The 19,659-nt window shown below is 70.5% G+C and carries 16 protein-coding genes, 1 tRNA gene and 2 pseudogenes; 11 read left to right on the top strand and 8 right to left on the bottom strand.

Translation table 11 applies throughout. The features are described from left to right. The first annotated feature begins 39 nt into the window (after nucleotides 1-39). On the top strand, nucleotides 40-879 hold the full coding sequence (locus tag O1Q96_RS43710; RefSeq protein ID WP_269253360.1) for a triphosphoribosyl-dephospho-CoA synthase: 840 nt from the start codon (nucleotides 40-42) through the stop codon (nucleotides 877-879). On the opposite strand, the gene O1Q96_RS43705 is transcribed toward O1Q96_RS43710, so the two are convergent. The 4 genes from O1Q96_RS43705 to O1Q96_RS43690 all read right to left on the bottom strand — a co-directional run bounded on the left by O1Q96_RS43705 (nucleotide 854) and on the right by O1Q96_RS43690 (nucleotide 6,923). Further along, nucleotides 854-2,146, bottom strand: a complete 1,293-nt coding sequence (locus tag O1Q96_RS43705; RefSeq protein ID WP_269253359.1) for an MFS transporter — start codon at nucleotides 2,144-2,146, stop codon at nucleotides 854-856. The two genes, O1Q96_RS43710 and O1Q96_RS43705, sit on opposite strands and share 26 nt — an antisense overlap. Before the next feature lie 173 nt (nucleotides 2,147-2,319). Then, nucleotides 2,320-3,687 carry a MocR-like pyridoxine biosynthesis transcription factor PdxR gene (gene pdxR, locus O1Q96_RS43700; protein WP_269253358.1) on the bottom strand — a complete coding sequence of 456 codons (1,368 nt, stop codon included), beginning with the start codon at nucleotides 3,685-3,687 and terminating at the stop codon, nucleotides 2,320-2,322. A 126-nt stretch (nucleotides 3,688-3,813) separates the two neighbouring features. Beyond that, entirely contained in the window at nucleotides 3,814-5,301 is a 1,488-nt protein-coding gene (locus O1Q96_RS43695) for an aminopeptidase P family protein (protein ID WP_269253357.1), read from the bottom strand. Between the two features lie 110 nt (nucleotides 5,302-5,411). After that, nucleotides 5,412-6,923, bottom strand: coding sequence for a PP2C family protein-serine/threonine phosphatase (locus O1Q96_RS43690; RefSeq protein ID WP_269253356.1), 1,512 nt, complete (start codon nucleotides 6,921-6,923; stop codon nucleotides 5,412-5,414). Nucleotides 6,924-7,385: 462 nt separating this feature from the next. On the opposite strand from O1Q96_RS43690, the gene O1Q96_RS43685 reads away from it, so the two are divergent. Both O1Q96_RS43685 and O1Q96_RS43680 read left to right on the top strand, forming a co-directional pair. Beyond that, complete coding sequence (locus O1Q96_RS43685; protein ID WP_269253355.1) at nucleotides 7,386-8,051, top strand: bifunctional DNA primase/polymerase; 666 nt, start codon at nucleotides 7,386-7,388, stop codon at nucleotides 8,049-8,051. A 55-nt stretch (nucleotides 8,052-8,106) separates the two neighbouring features. Continuing rightward, nucleotides 8,107-8,811 (top strand): hypothetical protein, encoded by a 705-nt coding sequence (locus O1Q96_RS43680; RefSeq protein ID WP_269253354.1) that lies wholly within the window; start codon nucleotides 8,107-8,109, stop codon nucleotides 8,809-8,811. A 243-nt stretch (nucleotides 8,812-9,054) separates the two neighbouring features. Here the strand turns inward: O1Q96_RS43680 and O1Q96_RS43675 are convergent, their stop codons facing one another. The 3 genes from O1Q96_RS43675 to O1Q96_RS43665 all read right to left on the bottom strand — a co-directional run bounded on the left by O1Q96_RS43675 (nucleotide 9,055) and on the right by O1Q96_RS43665 (nucleotide 11,838). After that, entirely contained in the window at nucleotides 9,055-10,044 is a 990-nt protein-coding gene (locus O1Q96_RS43675; protein ID WP_269253353.1) for a DUF5926 family protein, read from the bottom strand. Between the two features lie 216 nt (nucleotides 10,045-10,260). After that, nucleotides 10,261-10,890 (bottom strand): ATP-binding protein, encoded by a 630-nt coding sequence (locus tag O1Q96_RS43670; protein WP_269253352.1) that lies wholly within the window; start codon nucleotides 10,888-10,890, stop codon nucleotides 10,261-10,263. Between the two features lie 135 nt (nucleotides 10,891-11,025). Beyond that, nucleotides 11,026-11,838, bottom strand: a complete 813-nt coding sequence (locus tag O1Q96_RS43665) for a glycerophosphodiester phosphodiesterase (protein WP_269253351.1) — start codon at nucleotides 11,836-11,838, stop codon at nucleotides 11,026-11,028. Nucleotides 11,839-12,115: 277 nt separating this feature from the next. Here O1Q96_RS43665 and O1Q96_RS43660 point away from each other — a divergent pair, with 277 nt between their 5' ends. Then, the gene (locus tag O1Q96_RS43660; protein ID WP_269253350.1) at nucleotides 12,116-13,594 is read left to right on the top strand and encodes a S1C family serine protease; all 1,479 of its coding nucleotides are present in this window, start codon (nucleotides 12,116-12,118) and stop codon (nucleotides 13,592-13,594) included. A gap of 131 nt (nucleotides 13,595-13,725) precedes the next feature. Here the strand turns inward: O1Q96_RS43660 and O1Q96_RS43655 are convergent. Beyond that, nucleotides 13,726-13,881 (bottom strand): annotated as a pseudogene (locus O1Q96_RS43655) (NUDIX hydrolase); the annotation flags it as partial. A gap of 349 nt (nucleotides 13,882-14,230) precedes the next feature. Here O1Q96_RS43655 and O1Q96_RS43650 point away from each other — a divergent pair. The 7 genes and pseudogenes from O1Q96_RS43650 (at nucleotide 14,231) to O1Q96_RS43625 (ending at nucleotide 19,399) form a co-directional block, all read left to right on the top strand. Next, nucleotides 14,231-14,998: a GAF and ANTAR domain-containing protein gene (locus O1Q96_RS43650; protein ID WP_269253349.1), complete on the top strand. Its 768-nt coding sequence runs from the start codon at nucleotides 14,231-14,233 to the stop codon at nucleotides 14,996-14,998. 42 nt (nucleotides 14,999-15,040) lie between these two features. After that, the gene (locus tag O1Q96_RS43645) at nucleotides 15,041-15,778 is read left to right on the top strand and encodes a GAF and ANTAR domain-containing protein (RefSeq protein ID WP_269253348.1); all 738 of its coding nucleotides are present in this window, start codon (nucleotides 15,041-15,043) and stop codon (nucleotides 15,776-15,778) included. Nucleotides 15,779-16,051: 273 nt separating this feature from the next. Continuing rightward, a pseudogene (locus O1Q96_RS43640) lies at nucleotides 16,052-17,221 on the top strand (PP2C family protein-serine/threonine phosphatase); the annotation flags it as partial. 111 nt (nucleotides 17,222-17,332) lie between these two features. Further along, nucleotides 17,333-17,620, top strand: a complete 288-nt coding sequence (locus O1Q96_RS43635; protein ID WP_269253961.1) for an ANTAR domain-containing protein — start codon at nucleotides 17,333-17,335, stop codon at nucleotides 17,618-17,620. A 202-nt stretch (nucleotides 17,621-17,822) separates the two neighbouring features. Beyond that, nucleotides 17,823-17,909 (top strand) — tRNA-Ser (locus O1Q96_RS43630). Nucleotides 17,910-18,264: 355 nt separating this feature from the next. Then, nucleotides 18,265-18,711: a UTRA domain-containing protein gene (locus O1Q96_RS44720; protein ID WP_419587032.1), complete on the top strand. Its 447-nt coding sequence runs from the start codon at nucleotides 18,265-18,267 to the stop codon at nucleotides 18,709-18,711. A 25-nt stretch (nucleotides 18,712-18,736) separates the two neighbouring features. Beyond that, nucleotides 18,737-19,399, top strand: a complete 663-nt coding sequence (locus tag O1Q96_RS43625; protein WP_419587031.1) for a histone deacetylase — start codon at nucleotides 18,737-18,739, stop codon at nucleotides 19,397-19,399. Nucleotides 19,400-19,659 lie beyond the last annotated feature (260 nt).

Below are 19,659 nucleotides of genomic sequence, written 5' to 3'. Positions count from 1 at the left end.
GCCGCCTCCACCGACCCCTCGGCGTAGGCGGTCGCGTCGATGAGCAGCCGTGAGGACGAGACGCTGGCCCACGCCGCCGTGACCGCGCTGACCGGGCAACTGGCGCTGGCCCCCAAGCCCGGACTGCCCGACCCACGCGACCTCGGCGCCCGCGCGACCGGAGAGGACCACTGCTCCCTGCGCTGGTCCGCCAAGGCCCTGGCGCCCGGCCTCGCGGCGATGGCGGCGGCGGCCCGCCGCACCGGCTCCGCGACCCCCGGGCTGCGGGCGGAACTCGGGGCGATCGGACGCTGCACCGAACACTCGGTGGCCCTGGCCGGCGGCGGACATCGCGGCGCGCTGTGGGTACTCGGTCTGCTGGTCGCCGCGGCCGCCCTGGAGCCCCGGACCACGGGGTGCGACCTGGCGGCGACGGCCAAGCGGATCGCCGCGCACCCCGACCGGCGGGCGCCGCGCAGGCCCTCACGCGGATCGTCGGTCTCCGCGCAGTACGGCGCGGCCGGCGCGCGCGGCGAGGCGAGAGCCGGATTCCCGCACGTGCGCAGGGCGTTGGAGGCGCTGGCCACGGCCCGCTCGGCGGGTGTCCCCGAGTCGCAGGCGCGGCTCGACGCCCTGCTGACCGTCATGTCGACGCTCCAGGACACGGAGTTGCTCCACACGGCGGGCCCGCACGGGCTGCGACGCGTCCAGGCGGGCGCCCGCGGGGTCCTCGAAGCGGGTGGCACGGCCACCGCGGCGGGGCGCGCGGCCCTGGCACTCCTCGACGACGACCTCCACGCGCGCGCGTGGAGCCCCCGCGGCAGCGGTGGGCTGCTGGCGGGGGCCCTGTTCGCGGACGCGCTTCCCGTGCGGGTCAGTTCGCCGGCACGGGCTGCCTGATCCGCGGCGCGACGGGCCCGCCGGCCGTCGCCCACCGCACCGCGGGCCCCATCGCGTACGAGGCCGCCAGCATCAGCCCGCCGAGAAGCAGCCAGCCCGGAGTCCCCCAGCCCACGAGCAGCGCCGTCAGTACCAGCGGGCCGAGGGTCCGCGCCACCGTCACACCCGTACCGAAGAAGCCCTGGTACTCGCCCACGCGGTCGGCCGGGGCGAGGTCGAAGGACAGCTGCCAGGAGCCCGCCGACTGCTGCATCTCGGCGACGGCCTGGAGCACCGCGCCGACCGTCAGCAGGCCCACCGCCACCCAGGGCGAGACCCCGGCCGACAGGGCGAACACCGCGCACGAGGCCAGCATCACGAGCCCCGAACGCCGTACCGCGCGCGTGGCCGACGCCGCGCCCGTCACCCCGCGGGCCATCCGCACCTGGAAGAGCATCACCGCGCCGGTGTTGAGCACGAACAGCGCGGAGACCAGCCACGTCGGGGCCTCGGTCCGCTCGGCGATCCACAGCGGGATGCCCAGGCTCAGCAGCGGCATGCGCAGCAGGAGCACCGTGTTGAGGAGGGTCACGACGGCGTAGAGCCGGTCGTGCAGGACACCGGGTGTGCCGCCCTTGACGTGCTCCTGGGCGACTCCCGCGCGCGTGTGCGCCGGTGCGACGGCCGGGAGCCGCAGCAGCACGACCGCGCACAGCAGGAAGCTCGCCGCGTCGAGCGCGAACACCGTCAGGTAGGCCGCCTGCGTCCCGGCGTGCAGCGCGAGCCCGCCGAGTCCCGCTCCGACCGCGAGCCCGGCGTTGAGTGTCGACTGGAGGTGCGCGAGAAGGCCCGTCCGCTCCTCCCGGGACACCAGTCCGGCCAGCAGTGCCTGCCGGGCGGCCGCGAGTCCCGACTGCGCGGTGGCGTACGCGCACGCCGCCAGGACGAACGGCACGAAGCCGCGCACGACGAGGAAGGACGCCACGGCGAGGCTCGTGGCCAGCGCCAGGAGCACCGCGGTGCCGCGCGGTCCGCGCCGGTCGGCGAGACGGCCCAGGGGCACGCCCACCACCGAGCCGACCGCCCACGCGATCGTGAGGCCGAGGCCCACGCGCGCGGGTGCGAGCCCGACGACGTGCGTGAAGTAGAGGGCGGAGGTGACGTAGTAGGCACCGTCCCCGACGGAGTTGCTCAACTGGGCCAGCGCCAGGACACGCTGCGGGCCCGCGGGCGGGACCAGACGGCTCGTCCGCGCGGGGGCCTCGGCTGCTGCTGCTCGCTTCCTCATGGTGACGACGCTATGGGCGCAGTGGGCTGCCATACAGGCCCAATATTCGTGCTGTTCTATGGTCCAATTCCGGGCGAAGGCCCGCGAGGGCAGGTCAGTGGGGCCAGGGGGGCCTGTCGGGATGCCTGCTGCCGGTGTCCGGCGGGGCACCCCCGCCCTGCGTCACCCCCGGCTCAGACCTCCTCCAGCACCTTGCCCAGCACTTCCAGCGCCTCCGGGTAGACCCGCTCCCGAGGCGTCCCGTACCCGACCACGAGCCCCTGCGGTCGGCCGTCACCCGGACTGTGCCAGTGCTCGCCCAGGCATCCCACCGCGAGCCCCATCTCCGCGGCCCGCGCCATCGCCGCCCCCTCGTCCGTCACGTCGACCAGCGCGTGCAGCCCCGCGGCGATGCCCCGTACACCGCGCCGCGCGCCCAGCCGGTCCAGCAGCTGGTCCCGGCGACGCCGGTATCGCAGCCGGCACGCGCGCACGTGCCGGTCGTAGGCGTGGCTGGTGATCAGCTCGGCGAGCGCCAACTGACCGATGGACTCGGTGTGGTGGTCGCTGTGCAGCTTGGCGTCGGTGACCGCGTCGGCCAGGTGCGGCGGCAGCACCATCCAGCCGAGCCGCAGCGCGGGCCCGAGTGTCTTGGACGCCGTTCCCAGGTAGGCCACCTGCCCCGGTGCCATGCCCTGGAGAGCGCCCACGGGCTGCCGGTCGTAGCGGAACTCCCCGTCGTAGTCGTCCTCCACGATCACCCCTCCACGCGCGCGTGCCCAGTCCGTGAGGGCCCGTCGCCGCTCCGGGTGCAGGGTCACCCCGGTCGGATACTGGTGCGCGGGCGTGACGACGACGGCCGCCGCGTCACCCAACCCCCGCACGCGCACGCCCCGTTCGTCGACCTCCGCGGGAACCACCGCCCCGCCGTTGTGCCGGACCACGTCCCGGTGGAAGGGCAGCCCGGGGTCCTCCATGGCGATCGCGCCACCGTCCAGTACCCGTGTGAGGAGCGCGAGCCCCTGCACGTATCCCGACGTGACGACGATCCGCTCGGGCGGCGCGATCACCCCGCGCGCCCGCCCCAGGTACCCCGACAGGGCCGTCCGCAGTTCGATCCGGCCCCGCGGATCCCCGTAGTCGTACGCCACGGAGGGCGCGTTCGCGATGGCCCGGCGCAGCGCCCGCAGCCAGGCCGCCGCCGGGAACGTACCGACGTCGGGGCTGCCGGGCCGCAGATCGAAACGGGGCGCACGCGCGCGTGCCGCCGTCCCTGGAGCGGCCGCCTTCGCGGAGGGCAGCGAGGCGACCTGCGTGCCGGCCCCCTGCCGTGCCTTGAGGTACCCCTCGGCGACGAGCTGGTCGTACGCAGCCTTGGCCGTGCCCCGCGAGATCCCGAGCTCGTCCGCGAGCCGCCGTGTCGCCGGCAGCCGCGTCCCGGGGGCCAGCCGCCCGTCCCGCACGGCGTCGCGCAGCGCCCGTTCGAGCCCGGCTCTGCGCCCGTCGGCCGCGTCGGGTTCGAGATGGAGGTCGACACCGACACCGGCCCAGAACGAGTCCACCGATCAGTTCCCCTCACGTGCGACGGGCCCTCGCGGGGGCCATGAGGCCCGCGCGCCGAGCCGCAGGTCACCCGAGGACGAAAAAACGGCCGGGCACCCCACTGGTACCCGGCCATCGGTTTCGTATCAGCCCTTCAGCGAAGCCATCCACGCCTCGACCTCGTCGGAGCGGCGGGGCAGCCCGTCGGAGAGGTTCCTGTTGCCGTCCTCGGTGACGAGGATGTCGTCCTCGATGCGCACACCGATGCCGCGGTACTCCTCCGGCACGGTCAGGTCGTCCGCCTGGAAGTACAGCCCCGGTTCGACGGTCAGGCACATGCCCGGCTCCAGCGTGCCGTCCACGTACGTCTCGGTCCGCGCGACCGCGCAGTCGTGGACGTCCATGCCGAGCATGTGACCGGTGCCGTGCAGCGTCCAGCGGCGCTGCAGGCCCAGCTCCAGGACCCGCTCGACCGGGCCCTCGACGAGCCCCCACCCGACGAGCTTCTCGGCCAGCACGCGCTGCGAGGCGTCGTGGAAGTCCCGGTACTTGGCGCCCGGCCGCACGGCCGCGATACCGGCCTCCTGGGCCTCGTAGACGGCGTCGTAGATCTTCTTCTGGATCTCGCTGTACGTGCCGTTCACCGGCAGTGTCCGCGTGACGTCGGCCGTGTAGAGCGTGTGGGTCTCCACGCCCGCGTCCAGCAGCAGCAGGTCCCCGGAGCGCACGGGGCCGTCGTTGCGCACCCAGTGCAGGGTGCACGCGTGCGGTCCCGCCGCGCAGATCGAGCCGTAGCCGATGTCGTTGCCCTCGACCCGCGCGCGCAGGAAGAACGTGCCCTCGATGTAGCGCTCGCTGGTCGCCTCGGCACGGTCCAGGACCCGCACGACGTCCTCGAAGCCGCGCACGGTCGAGTCGACCGCCTTCTGCAGTTCGCCGGCCTCGAACTCGTCCTTGACGAGGCGGGCCTCGGAGAGGAAGACCCGCAGTTCGGCGTCGCGCTCCGCGGTGACCTTGTCGGTGAGCGCGGACTCGACGGCGGCGTCGTGGCCGCGGACGACACGGACCGGGCCGGTCGCCTCGCGCAGCCTGTCGGGCAGCTCGCGGACGTCCGAGGCCGGAATGCCGTACAGCTGCTCGGCCTCGGTCAGGGAGTGGCGGCGGCCGACCCACAGTTCGCCCTGGCCGGAGAGCCAGAACTCGCCGTTCTCACGGTCGGAGCGCGGCAGCAGGTAGAGCGTGGCCCGGTGGCCGTCCGAGGTCGGCTCCAGCACCAGGACGCCGTCCTCGGTGAGGTTGCCGGTCAGATACGCGTATTCGACCGAGGCACGGAACGGGTACTCCGTGTCGTTCGAACGGGTCTTCAGGTTGCCCGCGGGGATCACCAGGCGCTCGCCCGGGAAGCGCGCGGAGAGCGCGGCGCGGCGGGCGGCCGTGTGGGCGGCCTGCGGGATCGGCTCCAGGCCGTGCAGCTCCGTGTCGGCCCAGCCGGACTTCATGCTCTCGGCCAGCTCGTCGGACACGCCCGGGTACAGGCCGTTCTTGCGCTGCTTGACGGGCTCTTCTCCGTCCGCCTGGTCGGCGGCCTCTTCAAGCACGGCTTCCGGGGTCTCCGGGTTGAGCGCCTCCGACACGATCTGCCTCCTCGATACGACTCTGGACGCCCTCCATCGTACGGTCGTACGGAAGGACGCCCAGGGCCGGAAGACCTGATGACGTGCGGCTCACCCGCGAGACGTGCGGCTCACTCGAACCGGGCCGCGAGGAGTACCACGTCCTCGTCACTGTCGGCGTCGGCGAGGCCGTCGGGCAGCACACTCCGCAGGACGTGGTCGGCGACGGCGCCCGGATCCGCGCGCAGCGCCCTGGGCACGCTCGCGGCGGCCGCGTGCAGCCGCGAGAAGGCCCGGTCCATGGGATCGCCGGTGCGGTGCAGCAGCCCGTCGGTATACAGCAGAACCGTCTCTCCGGCCTCCGCCTGGAACTCCACGCTCGGCGCCTCCCAGCAGGCGAGCATCCCCAGCGGTGCCGAGACCGACGTCTCCACGTACTCGGTGCGCCGCTCGCCGATCACCAGCGGAGGGCTGTGCCCGGCCCCGGCCAGTGTGATCTTGCGCAGCGCGGGCTCGCAGTACGCGAACAGGGCGGTGGCGGAGCGGGCCGGCTCGGTGAGCCTGAGCAGCAGTTCCAGGTCGGACAGGACGGCGACGGGGTCCTCGCCCTCCATCACCGCGTACGCCCGCAGCGAGGCCCTCAGCCGGCCCATCGCCGCGACGGCGCTGGGGCCCGAACCGGTGACGGACCCGACGGCGAGGCCGAGGGCGGCGTCCGGCAGCGGCAGCGCGTCGTACCAGTCGCCGCCGCCGCGCGGACCCGTGCGGTGCCGTGCGGCGAGCTGGACTCCGGAGACGCGGGGCAGCCGGGAGGGAAGCAGCTCCTCCGAGATGGTCGCCATGCACGCGCGCGTGCGCTCCAGTTCCACCAGGCGGGCCAGGTGCTCGGCCGCGTACCCCGTGTAGAGGCCGACCAGGTGGCGCTGCCGTTCGACCGGCTCGGCCGGCTCGTCGTAGAGCCACACGGCGGCGCCCAGCCGGCCGGCCGCCTCCGTGGCCAACGGCAGCGCGTAGCTCGCGGCGTAGCCGAGCCGGGCGGCCACCTCGCGGTGCCGCGGGTCGAGCCCGTCCTCGGAGAGCAGGTCGGGCTGGGCGATCTCGCCCTCGCCCCCGGGGAGTCCGTCGAGGATCTTGCCGTACGACATGGAGCTGCGCGGGACGGTCTCGATGTGGCCCAGATCGGCTCGGGCCAGCCCCAGACCGATCGTCGTGTCCGGGCCGAGTCCGTCGCCCGGTTCCAGCACCACGAGGCCGCGCCGGGCGCCCACGAGGGCGGCTCCGGCGCGCAGCAGTTCCTGGAGTGCGTCCGCCAGTGAGGCGGTGCGTGCCAGCCGCTCGGTGAGCTCGTGCAGAGTGGTGAGATCCGAGACCCAGCCTGCGAGTCTGTCCTGGAGAACGGCACTGGGCGCGTGGGGCGAAGCGGTCGGTTCGGGACCCGTGGTGGCACGTGTAGGCGCGACAGTGTGTGCGGGTGCCGGAACCGTTGAATCGATTCCGGCCACTTTCGGGAGGTGAGGGGCGTTCATGGTGTCCGGCTTTCCGACCGGTGCGTATTGCTCAATAGCATCGCAAACCCCCATGTCATTCTGCGCCGCTGGCAGTGTCTCCACATGTACACGCACTCGTAAGGGGATGTCCAGCATTGTCCTGCCGGGATTCCTGGTGTCCGTGGGGCCGCTGCGGGAATGTAAAGTTGACTGAAAACTGACTCGAGTCTCGGTGCATTGCGGTCGACTGGCCTTGCTCGACAGAGCGTCACAGCGGTCGTGGTGGGTACGTACTCGGTGAAGGCCAGGGGTGGTTGGGATGGTCCCGGAACCTGGCGACGGACCCGGGCGTCTTAACCACTGACGACCGTGCCCCATCCTCCCGTGGCGGAGGCGGCTAGAAATACGCGCGACAGTAAACGCCAGGCGCCGCCACCCCACGCCATGCCCGTGCTTCAGACACACGCAGTATGGACGCGGACGCAGCCAATGATCGGCCCATAGGGGTTCCCCTTGTCTCGGACAAGGGTGTGATGTGCCAGCGGATACGCACAGTGAAGTGATCGACACATGGTGTGATGTGGTTCCTCGGCGTTCAACGGAAAGGAACGAGCGCACATGCGCGAGATCCTCGGAAGGCGACGCAGGCTCCTGTCCAGGCGAAACGACGGGAGGCCTGAGATGCTCAGCGCGGCCCTGACCTTCGCGACCGCATGGGAGTGGCCCGTACTGCCGGGTGTGGCCCCGGACCCGGAGGGGCGGGCCCGATGCGGGTGCCCGGACCCGGAGTGCACGGTGCCCGGTGCCCATCCCTTCGACCCCGGCCTCCTCGCGGCCACCACCGACGAGCGCATGGCGCGCTGGTGGTGGACGAACCGGCCCACGGCGCCGATCATCCTCGCCACCGGAGGCAGGGCGCCCTGCGCGGTGAGCCTGCCGGCACCGGCGGCCGCCCGCGCGCTCGCCGCACTCGACCACACGGGAATGCGCCTCGGTCCCGTGATCGCATCCCCGACGCGGTGGGCGCTGCTCGTGAAGCCGTACTCCCTGGAGCAGTTGGGCGAACTGCTCTACGCAAAGGACTTCGTGCCGGGCTCGCTGCGCTTCCACGGCGAGGGCGGCTATGTGGCCCTGCCCCCGTCCGAGACCGGCCAGGGCGCGATCCGCTGGGAGAGGGCGCCACTGCCCGGTTCGGCCGCCCCCTGGGTGCCCGACGTGGAGGCCGTGGTGGACGCGGTGGTGGAGGCGCTCACTCGTACGGGTGTGAGCGCCCCCGAGTTGTAGGGCACTCGGGCGCGCGGCCCACCGCGCGCCCGCCTTGCTCGTTATCGTCCCTTTCATGCTGCGTCACTCCGGGGGACGGCCCCTGGACCCCCGAAGAGTCCGCCTGATGATGCTCACGGGCATCGTCGTGCTCACGGTCGCGCTTCCGCTCGCCGTGGCCTCCGCGGGGCCGACGGGCGGCAAGGCTCCCGCGTCCGCACACACGTCCGTACACGCCTCCGACGACGCCCTGCGAGCCTCGGGCCACGGAGCTCCCTCCGCGGACCGCGCTCCGGGCGGGCGGACCTCCGGCGGCGGCAGTGACGCGGGAGGCCGTCTCCCCGACGAGGCCCGTGGCGCCGGCCGCACCGACGACCGGGCGCCCGGTTCGCCCGCCGCAGCGCCCGAGGACCCTCTGGCACTGGGTGTGGGGCTTGCCACCGCGGCCCGCTGCGGTCCCGAACTCGCCTCGCCGGGCGGTATCGAGGCACAGACGTGCGTGCTGACACAGGGGCGGGAGACCTGGGCGCGTACCTACTACCGCAACGCGACCGGTGACGATCTCACGTCCGTACTGACACTCATGGCGCCCGGAGACCGCACCGTGCGGATGCACTGCGTGGTGGGCGCGGACGACGAGCCCGGGTTGTGCGAGACGCCGCGGGAACGTACGACCGCGGACGCGCCGTCGTACACGGCGGTCGCTGAGTTCGCGGAGGGTGCCGACGGGCCGCTGCTGCTGCGGTCAGGGAGCAACTCACCTGCGCAGACCGCGCGTTGAGGACTTCGTCGACGGCGGGCCCGCATCCGGAGATGAAAAGACCCGGTTGCTGGCGACGGGGGATGCACCAGCAACCGGGCTACAGAAACGGTAACAAGAGATCGGCGGTTCGCAAATTCGATCTCGGCTATTCGGACACCGATTCGCTTGTGACGGCCGGGAGTTGTGACAGGAGTCACCCGCTCCGCACGCCTGTCGCCCGGCTGACCGGTCGGTCAGCCGGGGCCGGGCGCCCGCTGTGTGTCAGCTGAGGGTGACCTGGCGGTTGGTGAGGCCGCCGCGGGCCCGGCGCTCGTCCGCGGTGAGCGGTGTGTCCGTGGCCAGCGCGGCGGCGAGCCGCTCGGCGAACTCGGACGCGGGCTTCTCGACGTCCTCCGCCGTGACACCTGTCGGCAGGTCCCAGACGGGGACGGTGAGGCCGTGGGCGCGGAAGGAACCCACGAGACGGGTGCCCTCGCCGAGGCTCGACCGGCCCGCCGCGTGCAGCCGCGCGAGGGCGTCCAGAAGCTGCTCCTCCGGGTGCGGCATGACCCAGCGCAGGTGGTTCTTGTCGGGGGTCTCGCACCAGTACGCCGCGTCGACACCGGTGAGCTTCACCGTCGGGATGGCGGCGGCGTTGGCCCGCTCCAGGGAGGCGGTCACCTCCGTGTTCGAGTTCTGCGCGTCCGGAACCCAGAACTCGAAACCCGCGTGCACAACTGGCTCGAACGCGCCTTCGGGGTCGAGGAGGTCCTGGAGGCGCACCCCGTCGCTCGGGGCGCGGCGGCCCTGGACCGGCGTACCGGGCTCGGCGGTGAGCGCACGCTGGAGGGTGTCGGCCAGGTCGCGGCTGATGTCACCGGACGCCGTGTCGTTCTGCAGGCCGATGAGGACCGAACCGTCGTCGCGGCGCAGCGCCGGCCAGGCCATCGGCAGCACCGTCGCGAGCGTGACCGACGGAACGCCCTCCGGGAGGGCCTCCTTGAGATGCAGCTCGACGGTGGCAGCGGGCACCAGCTCGCGCAGCGCGACCCAGTCGCCCTCGCCCGGCAGTCCCTCGAAGGGCCGGTGCACCAGCTCGGTCACGGCGTGCGCGGCGGCGCGGCCGTGACAGGCCTTGTAGCGGCGGCCGCTGTCGCAGGGGCAGGGCTCGCGTGCGCCGACAACCGGCACGTGTCCGTCGGCGCCGGCGGCGCGGGCCCCAGCCTTCGGCTGCGCCGGCTTGGCCTTGGTCTGGGGTCGCTTCTTGGCCATCGTGGATGTCTCCCGGTTACGGCTCGACTCGTACGGGCGCGAGCCTAGCCGCTCGTACGAGGACCGACGGGACCCTGTGGACAACGTGCCGGGTCGTACCCGGAGCGTGGCTTCGGTTCGTCCCGGAACCGGCACTTGCGTCTGCTTCGGGCCCACTGCTGCGCGTGCTTGTGTGTCTGCTTCGGTGCCCGCCCGCTGCCCGTTCCCTGGCCCGGTTCAGTCCAGGCCGTCGAAGGCGTCCCCGAAGTCCAGGTCGGGTATCGCGGACACCGCGGGGGCCGTGACCCGCGTGGCGAAGTCGTCGCGGCGACACCCTGCGTGAGCGTCCTTGTGCACTACCACCCACACCGTGACCTCACCGCGGGCGTCGTCCCGTACGCCCCAGTCGTCGGCAAGGGCCGTGATGATGTTCAGCCCGCGGCCGCCGCGTGCGGTGACCGAGGGCGTGGCCGGAACCGGACGGGTCGGACCACCGCCGTCCGTCACCTCGACGGTGAGCCGGCCGGTCGGTTCGACGCGCCACGCGGCCAGGACGTCGCCGTCCCCGGCCAGGGCGTCACCCAGGGGCCTGCCGTGTCGGCAGGCGTTGCTCAGTAGTTCGGAAAGGATCAGTACGGCATCGTCGATGACCGTTTCCGCCACACCGCCGGTGCGCAGCTGAGCCCGCATCCGGTGTCTTGCCTGTCCCACGCCCGCAGGGCCATGGGGTACGGCCATGCGCGACGACGCGGGCACCTCCTGTGCCACCACCAACGCCACCCCCGAGACCTCCTTTGCCCCACGCCACGGTGTGGATGCCCTCCTGGACTGGACCGGAAACCGGCCAATGCACGTGCAGTGACGCACTCGCAACGATCGAATACGGACCGAACGCGCCGGAGCACTCCCTGTAACCGTATGGCCTGAATTCGACGACTTGGCCGGGATGAGGGGCCCGTGGGTGAAACCCGAGAGTTCTGCGAGGCCTGTGGGGCGGAGGTTTCAGCGTCCGAGCTGGCGCAGTACCGCACGCGGGCGGTTGGTGATGATGGCGTCGACGCCCAGTCCGACACAGAGGTCGACGTCCTGCGAGTCGTTCACCGTCCACACGTGAACCTGGTGGCCGGCCCGCTTCAGGCGCTCGATGTACGCAGGGTGGTTGCGCACGATCCGCAGGGAGGGGCCCGCGATCCGGACGCCCGGCGGCAGCCGTCCGTCACGCAGCCGGGGGGAGACGAACTGCAGCAGATAGACCGTCGGCAACGTCGGCGATGCCATACGGACGCGCTGCAGGGAGCGTGCCGAGAAGCTCATGACGCGAACCGGCGACTCGGCGGGCGAGGGCGGTGCGTCCAGACCGAAGCGCTTCAGGAGGACCAGCAGGCGCTCCTCGACCTGACCGGCCCAGCGTGTGGGGTGCTTCGTCTCGATCGCGAGCCGTACGGGGCGGCCGGCGTCGGCCACGAGTTCGAGCAGACGCTCCAGGGTGAGGACGGACTGCTGCTCCCAGGAGGGGGGCCGCTGCTGTTCCCAGTCGGGTGCCTCGTCGCGGTTCTTCCAGGAGCCGAAGTCCAGGGCGGCGAGATCGGAGAGTTCCAGGGCCGAGACGGCGCCTCGGCCGTTGGAGGTGCGGTTGACGCGGCGGTCGTGGACGCAGACGAGATGTCCGTCCGCGGTCAGCCGAACATCGCACTCAAGGGCGTCGGCCCCGTCCTCGATCGCCTTCTCGTACGCGGCCAGGGTGTGCTCGGGGGCCTCTTCGGAGGCCCCGCGGTGGGCGACGACCTGGGTCAGGTTCTGTCGTGCGTGGGTCACCGCGTCATGGTGCCATCGCAAGTGGGTACGCGTGGGTGGGTGGCGCGGACATGAAATGGTTTTGTCAGACCTGTCCTATATAAAAGAAGTTCCCGGAGTCACAGGTGCCGCTTATGGTGCCCTGACGTCCCGTGGGAAAAGCTGACGGCATACAAAAGCACATGCACAGCTGAATCGTGTCGGTTCCCGAACACGCGTGAGTGAAGTCCTGAACACACGCGACCGAACGTGAGCGGATGCGACCTGAAAGAACAGCCGTGGATCGAGAGGAAGAGCTGTGAGCACCGAGAACGAGGGCACTGCAGTACCCCCGGCCCCGTCTGCACCTCCCGTGCCGGTGGACACTCCCGCTGCTTCCGTGCCGCCGGAGCAGGCGGCTGCGCAGGCAGCGGGCTCCGTGGGTCCCCACCAGGGCACGGCTCAGCCCCAGGGCTCGGCCTCTTTCCAGGAGGCGGGCTCCTACCAGGGAGGCGCGCCGACCGCCACGTTGCCCTCGGGGGCTCCCGCGAACGCCGCCCCCGAGGCGGGTGCCTGGCCGCCTCCTCCGCCGGTCACACCCTCGTACGGAGACGGCGGTGAAAGCGGTACGGGGGACGTGTGGGGCTCCTCGTACCAGCAGCCCGCTCCCCAGCCGAAGTCCGGCGGGCGCGGCGGTCTGGTCGCCGCGGTCCTGGTGGCCGCGCTGATCGCGGGCGGCGTGGGCGGCGGCATCGGCTACTGGGCGGCGGACCGCAACGACTCCACGGGTTCCACGACGGTTTCCGCGTCCCAGAGCGGCGGCGACCTCAAGCGCGACGCCGGCACGATCGCGAACGTGGCCGCCACGGCTCTGCCGAGCACGGTCACCATCGAGGCCGAGGGCAGCAACGGCGAGGGCGGGACGGGCACCGGCTTCGTCTTCGACACGCAGGGCCACATCCTGACCAACAACCACGTGGTCGCCGAGGCGGTCGAGAGTGGCAAGCTGTCGGCCACCTTCTCGAACGGCAAGAAGTACGACGCCGAGGTCGTCGGCCACGCCCAGGGGTACGACGTGGCGGTCATCAAGCTGAAGAACGCGCCGGACGACCTCAAGCCGCTGCCGCTCGGCAACTCGGACAAGATCGCCGTCGGCGACTCGACGATCGCGATCGGCGCCCCGTTCGGCCTTTCGAACACGGTGACCACCGGCATCATCAGCGCCAAGAACCGCCCGGTGGCCTCCAGCGACGGCAGTTCGCAGAGCAAGGCCTCGTACATGAGCGCCCTGCAGACCGACGCCTCGATCAACCCGGGCAACTCCGGCGGCCCGCTCCTGGACGCGCAGGGCTCGGTGATCGGCATCAACTCCGCGATCCAGTCCACGAGCGGTGGCCTGGGCGGCGCCGGCCAGTCGGGCTCCATCGGCCTGGGCTTCGCGATCCCGGTCAACCAGGCGAAGACCGTCGCGCAGCAGCTCATCAGGACCGGCAAGCCGGTCTACCCCGTGATCGGCGCCTCGGTCTCGCTGGAGGAGGGCACGGGCGGCGCGAAGATCACGGACAAGGGCGCGAGCGACTCCGCCGCGGTCACCCCGAACGGCCCCGCGGACAAGGCCGGCCTCAAGCCCGGCGACGTCATCACCAAGCTCGACGACCGCGTGATCGACAGCGGCCCCACCCTCATCGGTGAGATCTGGACCCACCAGCCCAACGACACCGTCAAGCTCACCTACACCCGCGACGGAAAGCAGCGCACGGCCGAGGTCACCCTGGGCCAGCGCGAGGGCGACAGCTGACCCGTTACTCGTGCCCCCGCGCCGATCTCTCAGCGGCGCGACCACGGGAGCTCCTGCCACCGGCCGGCGGATTGCTTCATCCGTGAGGACGTACAGCAGGCCGCCGAGGGATCCGCTGCTCACGATCTCGCGCTGATGAAGCGGTGTCGCCACGTCATCAGCACCTCCTGGCGGTCGTTGACCACGGCGGCCACGGCCAGGTGCCGGAGGCGAACGACGTGGTGCTCCCGCCTGCGCCCGTCAGGCTGTTGGACGTCGGCCAGACACAGATTCACCCAAGGGTGCAATGGCGGCCAGGACTGCCCCGCGGGCGACCGGCCGGTGCGCCGCCCCAGGGTTTGCTGCAGTCGGCCGTTTGGGCGGCAGGACCGAGACAGCGCCGCTACCAGGTTTTTGTGCCCCGAGGAGCGGGGACTCGGCCCCCGGCACCACGAGGAAGCGGAGACAGGTGGACGCGTCGGTCATGGAGGGTCGACGCGCATGGTGATGCGGCGTGACTGCCGGCGGCACGCGACGGGAACGCGGGACGGACGAGGCGGGCGGCACGGAACGCCGCCTGTGTGCCGGACGTTGTGCCGTGGATAGGGCAAGATCGAGTGAAGCCCATGTGGGTGTGTCTGCGGGGAGGTGAGAACGGTGCCCGATGACGACCAGCTCGGCAGCGAAGACGCTGAGCAGGAGACCCTCGTCCGGCGGGCCCGGATCGCCCGCGAACTCATCGACAGCGTGCGAGGGCTGTCACCCGCCAACGTGCCCGACGCGCTGTGCCGTGCCTGTATGACGCTCCTGCCGGATGTCTCGGGGCTGTCGGTGTTCGTCCAGGGCAATGACGTGGACACGGGGGTCGTGCTCTGTGCGAGCGACCGCGTGGCCGCGCGGCTCGCGGAGATCCAGTACACCCTCGGTGAGGGTCCGTGTGCGGAGGCGGTCCGGTTGCGGGCGCCGGTGTTCGCGACGGATCTGACCCGCGCCCCGGATGCCCGTCGCTGGCCACTGTTCTCCGTTCAGGCGGCCAAAGCCGGCGCGGAAGCCGCCTTCTCCATTCCGTTGGCGGGCAGCGTCGGGCAGCCGCTGGGCACCCTTGACCTGTACCGGGACACCGCGGGCTCGCTGAGTGGTGATCATGTGCGCACGTCTCTGCTGGTCGCCGATGCCGTCACGCTGGCCGTTACAGCCCTCGACCACACTTCTATGGGCTCGGAAGGAGTCGTAACGTGGCTTGAGGGGGCTGAGTCCGACCGGGAGGAGATTCACCAGGCCACTGGAATGATCATGGTGCAACTGGGAGTGACTGCCGCGGAGGCCGTTCTTCGTCTCCGTGCCCGGGCCTTCGCGCAGAGCCGCACCTCTACCGAGATCGCGCGGGCCGTCATCGACCGCACCACGGACATGCGTCTTGACTGAACGACAAGCAGTACGTGCGACGACACCGCCGGGGAGGCGAGCATGAACCGTGAGCGACAGCTGGCGAAGGCGTTCGTCGACTTGGCGGACACCTATGCGTCCGAGTTCGATCCACTGCACCTTTTCAACCGCCTGGTGCACACATGCGTAGAACTACTGGAGGTGGACGCGGCGGCGGTGATGATCGCTGACGCGCGGGGCAGTCTGAAGACGATGGCCGCCACCAACGAAGAGGCCGCCTTCGTCGAACTGCTTCAGACCCAGACGGGCAGCGGCCCCTGCATGGACTGCTACCGCACCGGTGAGGCCCACAGCGTTCCCGACATCACCGCCGAGCGTGAACGCTGGCCGAAACTGGTCACCGCCATGACCGACGCCGGCTACCGGTCCCTGCAGACCGTTCCGGTCCGCCTCCATGAACGTCCTCTGGGCGGCCTCACACTGTTGAACACCCGTGCCGGAGCCATGCCCAACGACGACGCCCACCTCGCACAGGCTTTGGCGGACTCCGCAGCGCTGGCCCTGATGCACTGGTCCACCGAACCGACCCGAAGCGACGACGTCATCACCCGCGTGCAGAGCGCCATCGCCGTCAAGGCCATCCTGGAGATCGCCAAGGGCATGATCGCCGAGTACACGGGCGGGACGATCGCCGAGGCCGGGCAGCTCCTGGCCGACTACGCGAGGCGCCACCGGGTCAGTCTCGCCGAAACCGTCCACGCCCTGGTCAGCCGCACCATGGACCCGACCGTCATCCTCAGCGCGCGGGAGCTCAACTGAGCACCGGCGCAACGGCGCGAACGCCACGCCGTGGATAGGTGAGCCGGCTTATGGGCTCCGTCCGGCGCGGAGCCGGCTCATGGGCTCCGTCCGAGATCCGGCCACGAGCATCCGGGTGGCCAACCCGGGGGGATTCCTGAAATCAGGCCCTCAAAACCGTGTACGTCCTGTCGCAACCCGTGAACGAAGCGCGCATGCACGCCGAGGTGTGCGTCGCGTGTGAGACCTGTCGAAGGGGGTGAGAAGTAGAGTCTGCAACCTGGGGAGGCTGACGTGTTGCGTGACCGGATCGGATTGGCCGAGGTGCTGGCAGCGGCTGAGGACGCCGCGCCAATGGACTCCCTCGATGTCGTGGCACGCAACCTGCGTGACCGGTTCGGTGCGCGATACGTGTCGTTCCTGTTCGTCGACGTCGTCGGCCGACGTCTGCTGCGGGTCAGCGAGAACGGGGCTACACATCACGGGCGCCGCGCCGAACAGGTTTCTCTGGCGGGCAGCAGTGTCTACGACGAGGTCCTGCACACGCAGAAGCTGGTGCGGGCTGAGGAGGGTGCGCAGGGGCTTCGGGTGCTGGCCCCTGTCACGAACCGCGGAGACACCATCGGTGTCCTGGAGCTGTTCCTCCCCCAGGTGACGCAGGAGGTGCTGGAGCAGGTCGAGGAGGCCGCGCACGCGCTGGCCTACATCATCGTCACCGACCGCCGCTTCACCGATCTCTACCACTGGGGCAACCGGACGACCTCGGTGAGCTTGGCGGCGGAGATCCAGCGCCAGCTCCTGCCTTCGGCCGCCTCCTGCGAAGCCGCAGAGTTCGCTGTCGCCGGCGCCCTGGTCCCGGCCTCCGACATCGCCGGTGACACCTATGACTACTCCCTCGACCAGGACACGCTGCACCTGTCGGTCACCGATGCCATGGGCCACGACGTCGACGCCTCGTTGATGGCCACCCTTCTGGTCAACGCCTCCCGGGGCGCCCGCCGCGCCGGATTCGATCTGGCCGAACAGGCCCGCCAGACCCACCAGGCCCTCCTCGACCACGGCCGGCGCACCTTCGCCACCGGCCAACTGGTGCGCATCGCCCTGGACGGGACCGGTGCCCGGCTCGTCAACGCCGGCCACCCCTGGCCGCTGCGGCTGCGCGACGGCAGGGTCGAGGAGCTGCGCCTGGCCGTGAACCTGCCCTTCGGGGTCGTCGGGCAGGGTGCCTACACGGTGCAGGACCTCGACCTGCGCCCCGGCGACCGCCTCGTGCTCTACACCGACGGCATGCAGGAACGCGAAGCCGAGACAGTCGACCTGCCCGGCCTCATCCGTGACACCGCCGTCGAACACCCACGCGAGGCCGTGCGCACTCTGATTGCGGCGGTGGACCACGCGTACGGCGGCGGGCAGCCGAGGGACGACGCCACCGTCCTGTGCCTGGACTGGCACGGCCCCCAAGGGCTCTCACGTCCTGTGCGATCTTCGCGTCGCTCGAAGGGGCGTCTCGCTGTACCGATTCTGGGCAGGCGCCCAGGAGAATTTTCCGTGCCGGACCTCACGCGTGACGCTGCAATGGCCGGTCTTGCACAGCAGAACGACGAACTGCGGCAGGCGGTCGATTCCCACGCGACGGTCGACCGGGCCATCGGTGTTCTCGTCGCGGTTCACGGCATTCCGGCGGCCGCCGGCTTTGAGGTGCTGCGCGAAGTCTCTCAGCACACCAACATCAAACTGCATTTGATCGCGGAAGCCTTGGTCGCTTGGGCGTTGGGCGAGTCACTGCCGGAGTCGGTGCGTAAGGAGCTGGACGCATCGGTGCAGCGGCGCTCACCGGGAGACGCGCCGGGCCAGCCCGGCTGAGGGCAGTCAAGAGCTCCTCTGGGTACATCCGCCGCAGCGGTACGCTCCCGTGAACTGCCTGGGGCTGAGCATCGGCCGCTGATCAGAGTGGTGGTTCTGGTGAACGGAACCGACCCAGTGGACTCCGAGTGGACCACGCCCCCCGAGCAGCGTCCGCGCCCGGTAGTCTGTAACCGCTCCGTCCCAGGTGGGCCGGGGCGTAGGTGGGTTGCCCGAGCGGCCTAAGGGAACGGTCTTGAAAACCGTCGTCGCAGCGATGTGACCGTGGGTTCAAATCCCACACCCACCGCGCAGGTCAGACGTTGTGCAGGTCAGAAGGGGTGCCCCTCTCCGGAGGGGCACCCCTTCTGTGTTCAGCCTGTCTCACCCTGGGTCGCCCGTATCCCGGGTTTGACCAGTGCGTATGGGCCATGTGTGGGCCAGGATGAGGAGCTGGTTCGCGCGCACGCGGTCGGCGCCGTGGACATCAACTGCCTGTGGTGAACGGGTGCGGCGCCGAAGGGGCCCGTAGTTCGCCCAGGGGCGCGGGAGCTTTGTGCGGCGCAGCCTGAAGCCAGCGGTTTGGGACTGGTCGGTGCTGGAGTCACGCACCCGTCACACGTCGGACGAGCAAGGCGACCAATGGGCCAGCGTTGTGGCTGAAAGTGGGCGCCAGCCGCGGCAAGAGGTGCGCATATCGATCCGGCACCCCCCCAGCCGAGGTGGCAGAACGCCTAGGGCTGGACCCCGAGAAGGATCTGACCGTCGTACGCGAAAGGATCCGGATCGTCGATCAGGACCCGTACGCCCTGGCCGACTCCTACTTTCCCGAAGAGCTCGTGCGAGGCACGCCCCTGATGCTTCCGGAAGACGTCTCGGCGCCCGGCGGTGTTCTCGCCAGCGTTGGGCTGGTTCAGGCCCGATACCGAGACGAGATCACGGTGTGCATGCCCACGCGTGCAGAGGCCGAGAGGCTCTCTCTGCCTGCCGCGACTCCGGTTGCTGTCCACCTGTGTACGGGCTACGACGAAAATGGTCGGCCCTTACGAGTAATGATCACGATCCTTCCGGGAGACCGGCATGTCATCAGGTACGACGTATCAGCCGAGTGAAGACGTCTCCCAGGAGTGCGTACGCGTGAAAGCCCTGCAATTCATCGACCCGACCATGCCGGACGATCTCAACCCCGAGTGTGTCTGGTACACGTCGTACGGATCCAACATGCACTTGGATCGTCTCGGGTTCTACATCCGAGGTGGCCAGCCGCCCGGCACTACGAAGACTTACCCCGGTTGCAGAGACCCGCGGATGCCTAGCCGCTCGATCCCGGTTGAGCTTGGGGGCGCCCTGTACTTCGCGACCGATTCGCCGGTGTGGGGAGGCGGCAGGGCGTTCTATGACCCGAGGGCTGAAGGCCGGGTTCTGGCGAGAGCGCACCTGGTGACAACGGACCAGTTCTCAGACATCGCGGCGCAGGAGATGTACAGAGAGCCAGGCTCAGAGATCGATCTCACGGAGGTACTGACCCGAGGGACAGCGACCTTGGGTGAGGGGCGATACGAGACACTGGTGTGCGCTGGCCAAGTGGACGGACTACCAGTGTTGACCTTCACCGCCCCCTGGGGCGTGAAGGACGTCCGCTGGAACCCTCCGTCGTCGGCATACGTGCGCTACTTGGCCGCTGGATTGCTCTCCGCGAACGCCTGGGACGTCAAGACAGTCGCTTCGTACGTTGCGGCTTGCCCAGGAGCGGCGGGCTATTGGTCGGAAAATGTGCTCGCCGACTTGCTACAGGGTTAAATCGGAATTCTATGAGATGAGTCGTCTACGTCCCTACGCTAGACGACCCTACATCGCCGCTCGAAACCTCTCAACCAGAAGGGCGGTTCATCGCTATAGGTCACTGGCGTTCGAGTTCTCTAGCGAGTCCTGTGAAGCCCTCACCGCTTAGGCAGGTGGCGTATTCAGATCGCTTATTCCAGGGGTACATCGCTTTTGAGGGTCTCCTCATGGGCTGCACACTTTGGGTCCCGAAGTGCTATAGCGAGACGCTCGGCGCT

This window comes from Streptomyces aurantiacus, from assembly GCF_027107535.1.
Lineage (GTDB): Bacteria > Actinomycetota > Actinomycetes > Streptomycetales > Streptomycetaceae > Streptomyces.
Note: the sequence above shows the minus strand (reverse complement) of the source record. Positions and strands in the feature narration are given on the sequence as shown.

Excerpts from the sequence above, each read along its gene's own strand:
- O1Q96_RS43705 (WP_269253359.1), bottom strand. The coding sequence starts at position 2,146 with ATGAGGAAGCGAGCAGCAGCAGCCGAGGCCCCCGCGCGGACGAGCCGT.
- O1Q96_RS43680 (WP_269253354.1), top strand. The coding sequence starts at position 8,107 with ATGCTGCGTCACTCCGGGGGACGGCCCCTGGACCCCCGAAGAGTCCGC.
- O1Q96_RS43690 (WP_269253356.1), bottom strand. The coding sequence starts at position 6,923 with ATGCTGGACATCCCCTTACGAGTGCGTGTACATGTGGAGACACTGCCA.
- O1Q96_RS43635 (WP_269253961.1), top strand. The coding sequence starts at position 17,333 with ATGGCCGGTCTTGCACAGCAGAACGACGAACTGCGGCAGGCGGTCGAT.
- O1Q96_RS43685 (WP_269253355.1), top strand. The coding sequence starts at position 7,386 with ATGCGCGAGATCCTCGGAAGGCGACGCAGGCTCCTGTCCAGGCGAAAC.
- O1Q96_RS43675 (WP_269253353.1), bottom strand. The coding sequence starts at position 10,044 with ATGGCCAAGAAGCGACCCCAGACCAAGGCCAAGCCGGCGCAGCCGAAG.
- O1Q96_RS43710 (WP_269253360.1), top strand. The coding sequence starts at position 40 with ATGAGCAGCCGTGAGGACGAGACGCTGGCCCACGCCGCCGTGACCGCG.
- O1Q96_RS43645 (WP_269253348.1), top strand. The coding sequence starts at position 15,041 with ATGAACCGTGAGCGACAGCTGGCGAAGGCGTTCGTCGACTTGGCGGAC.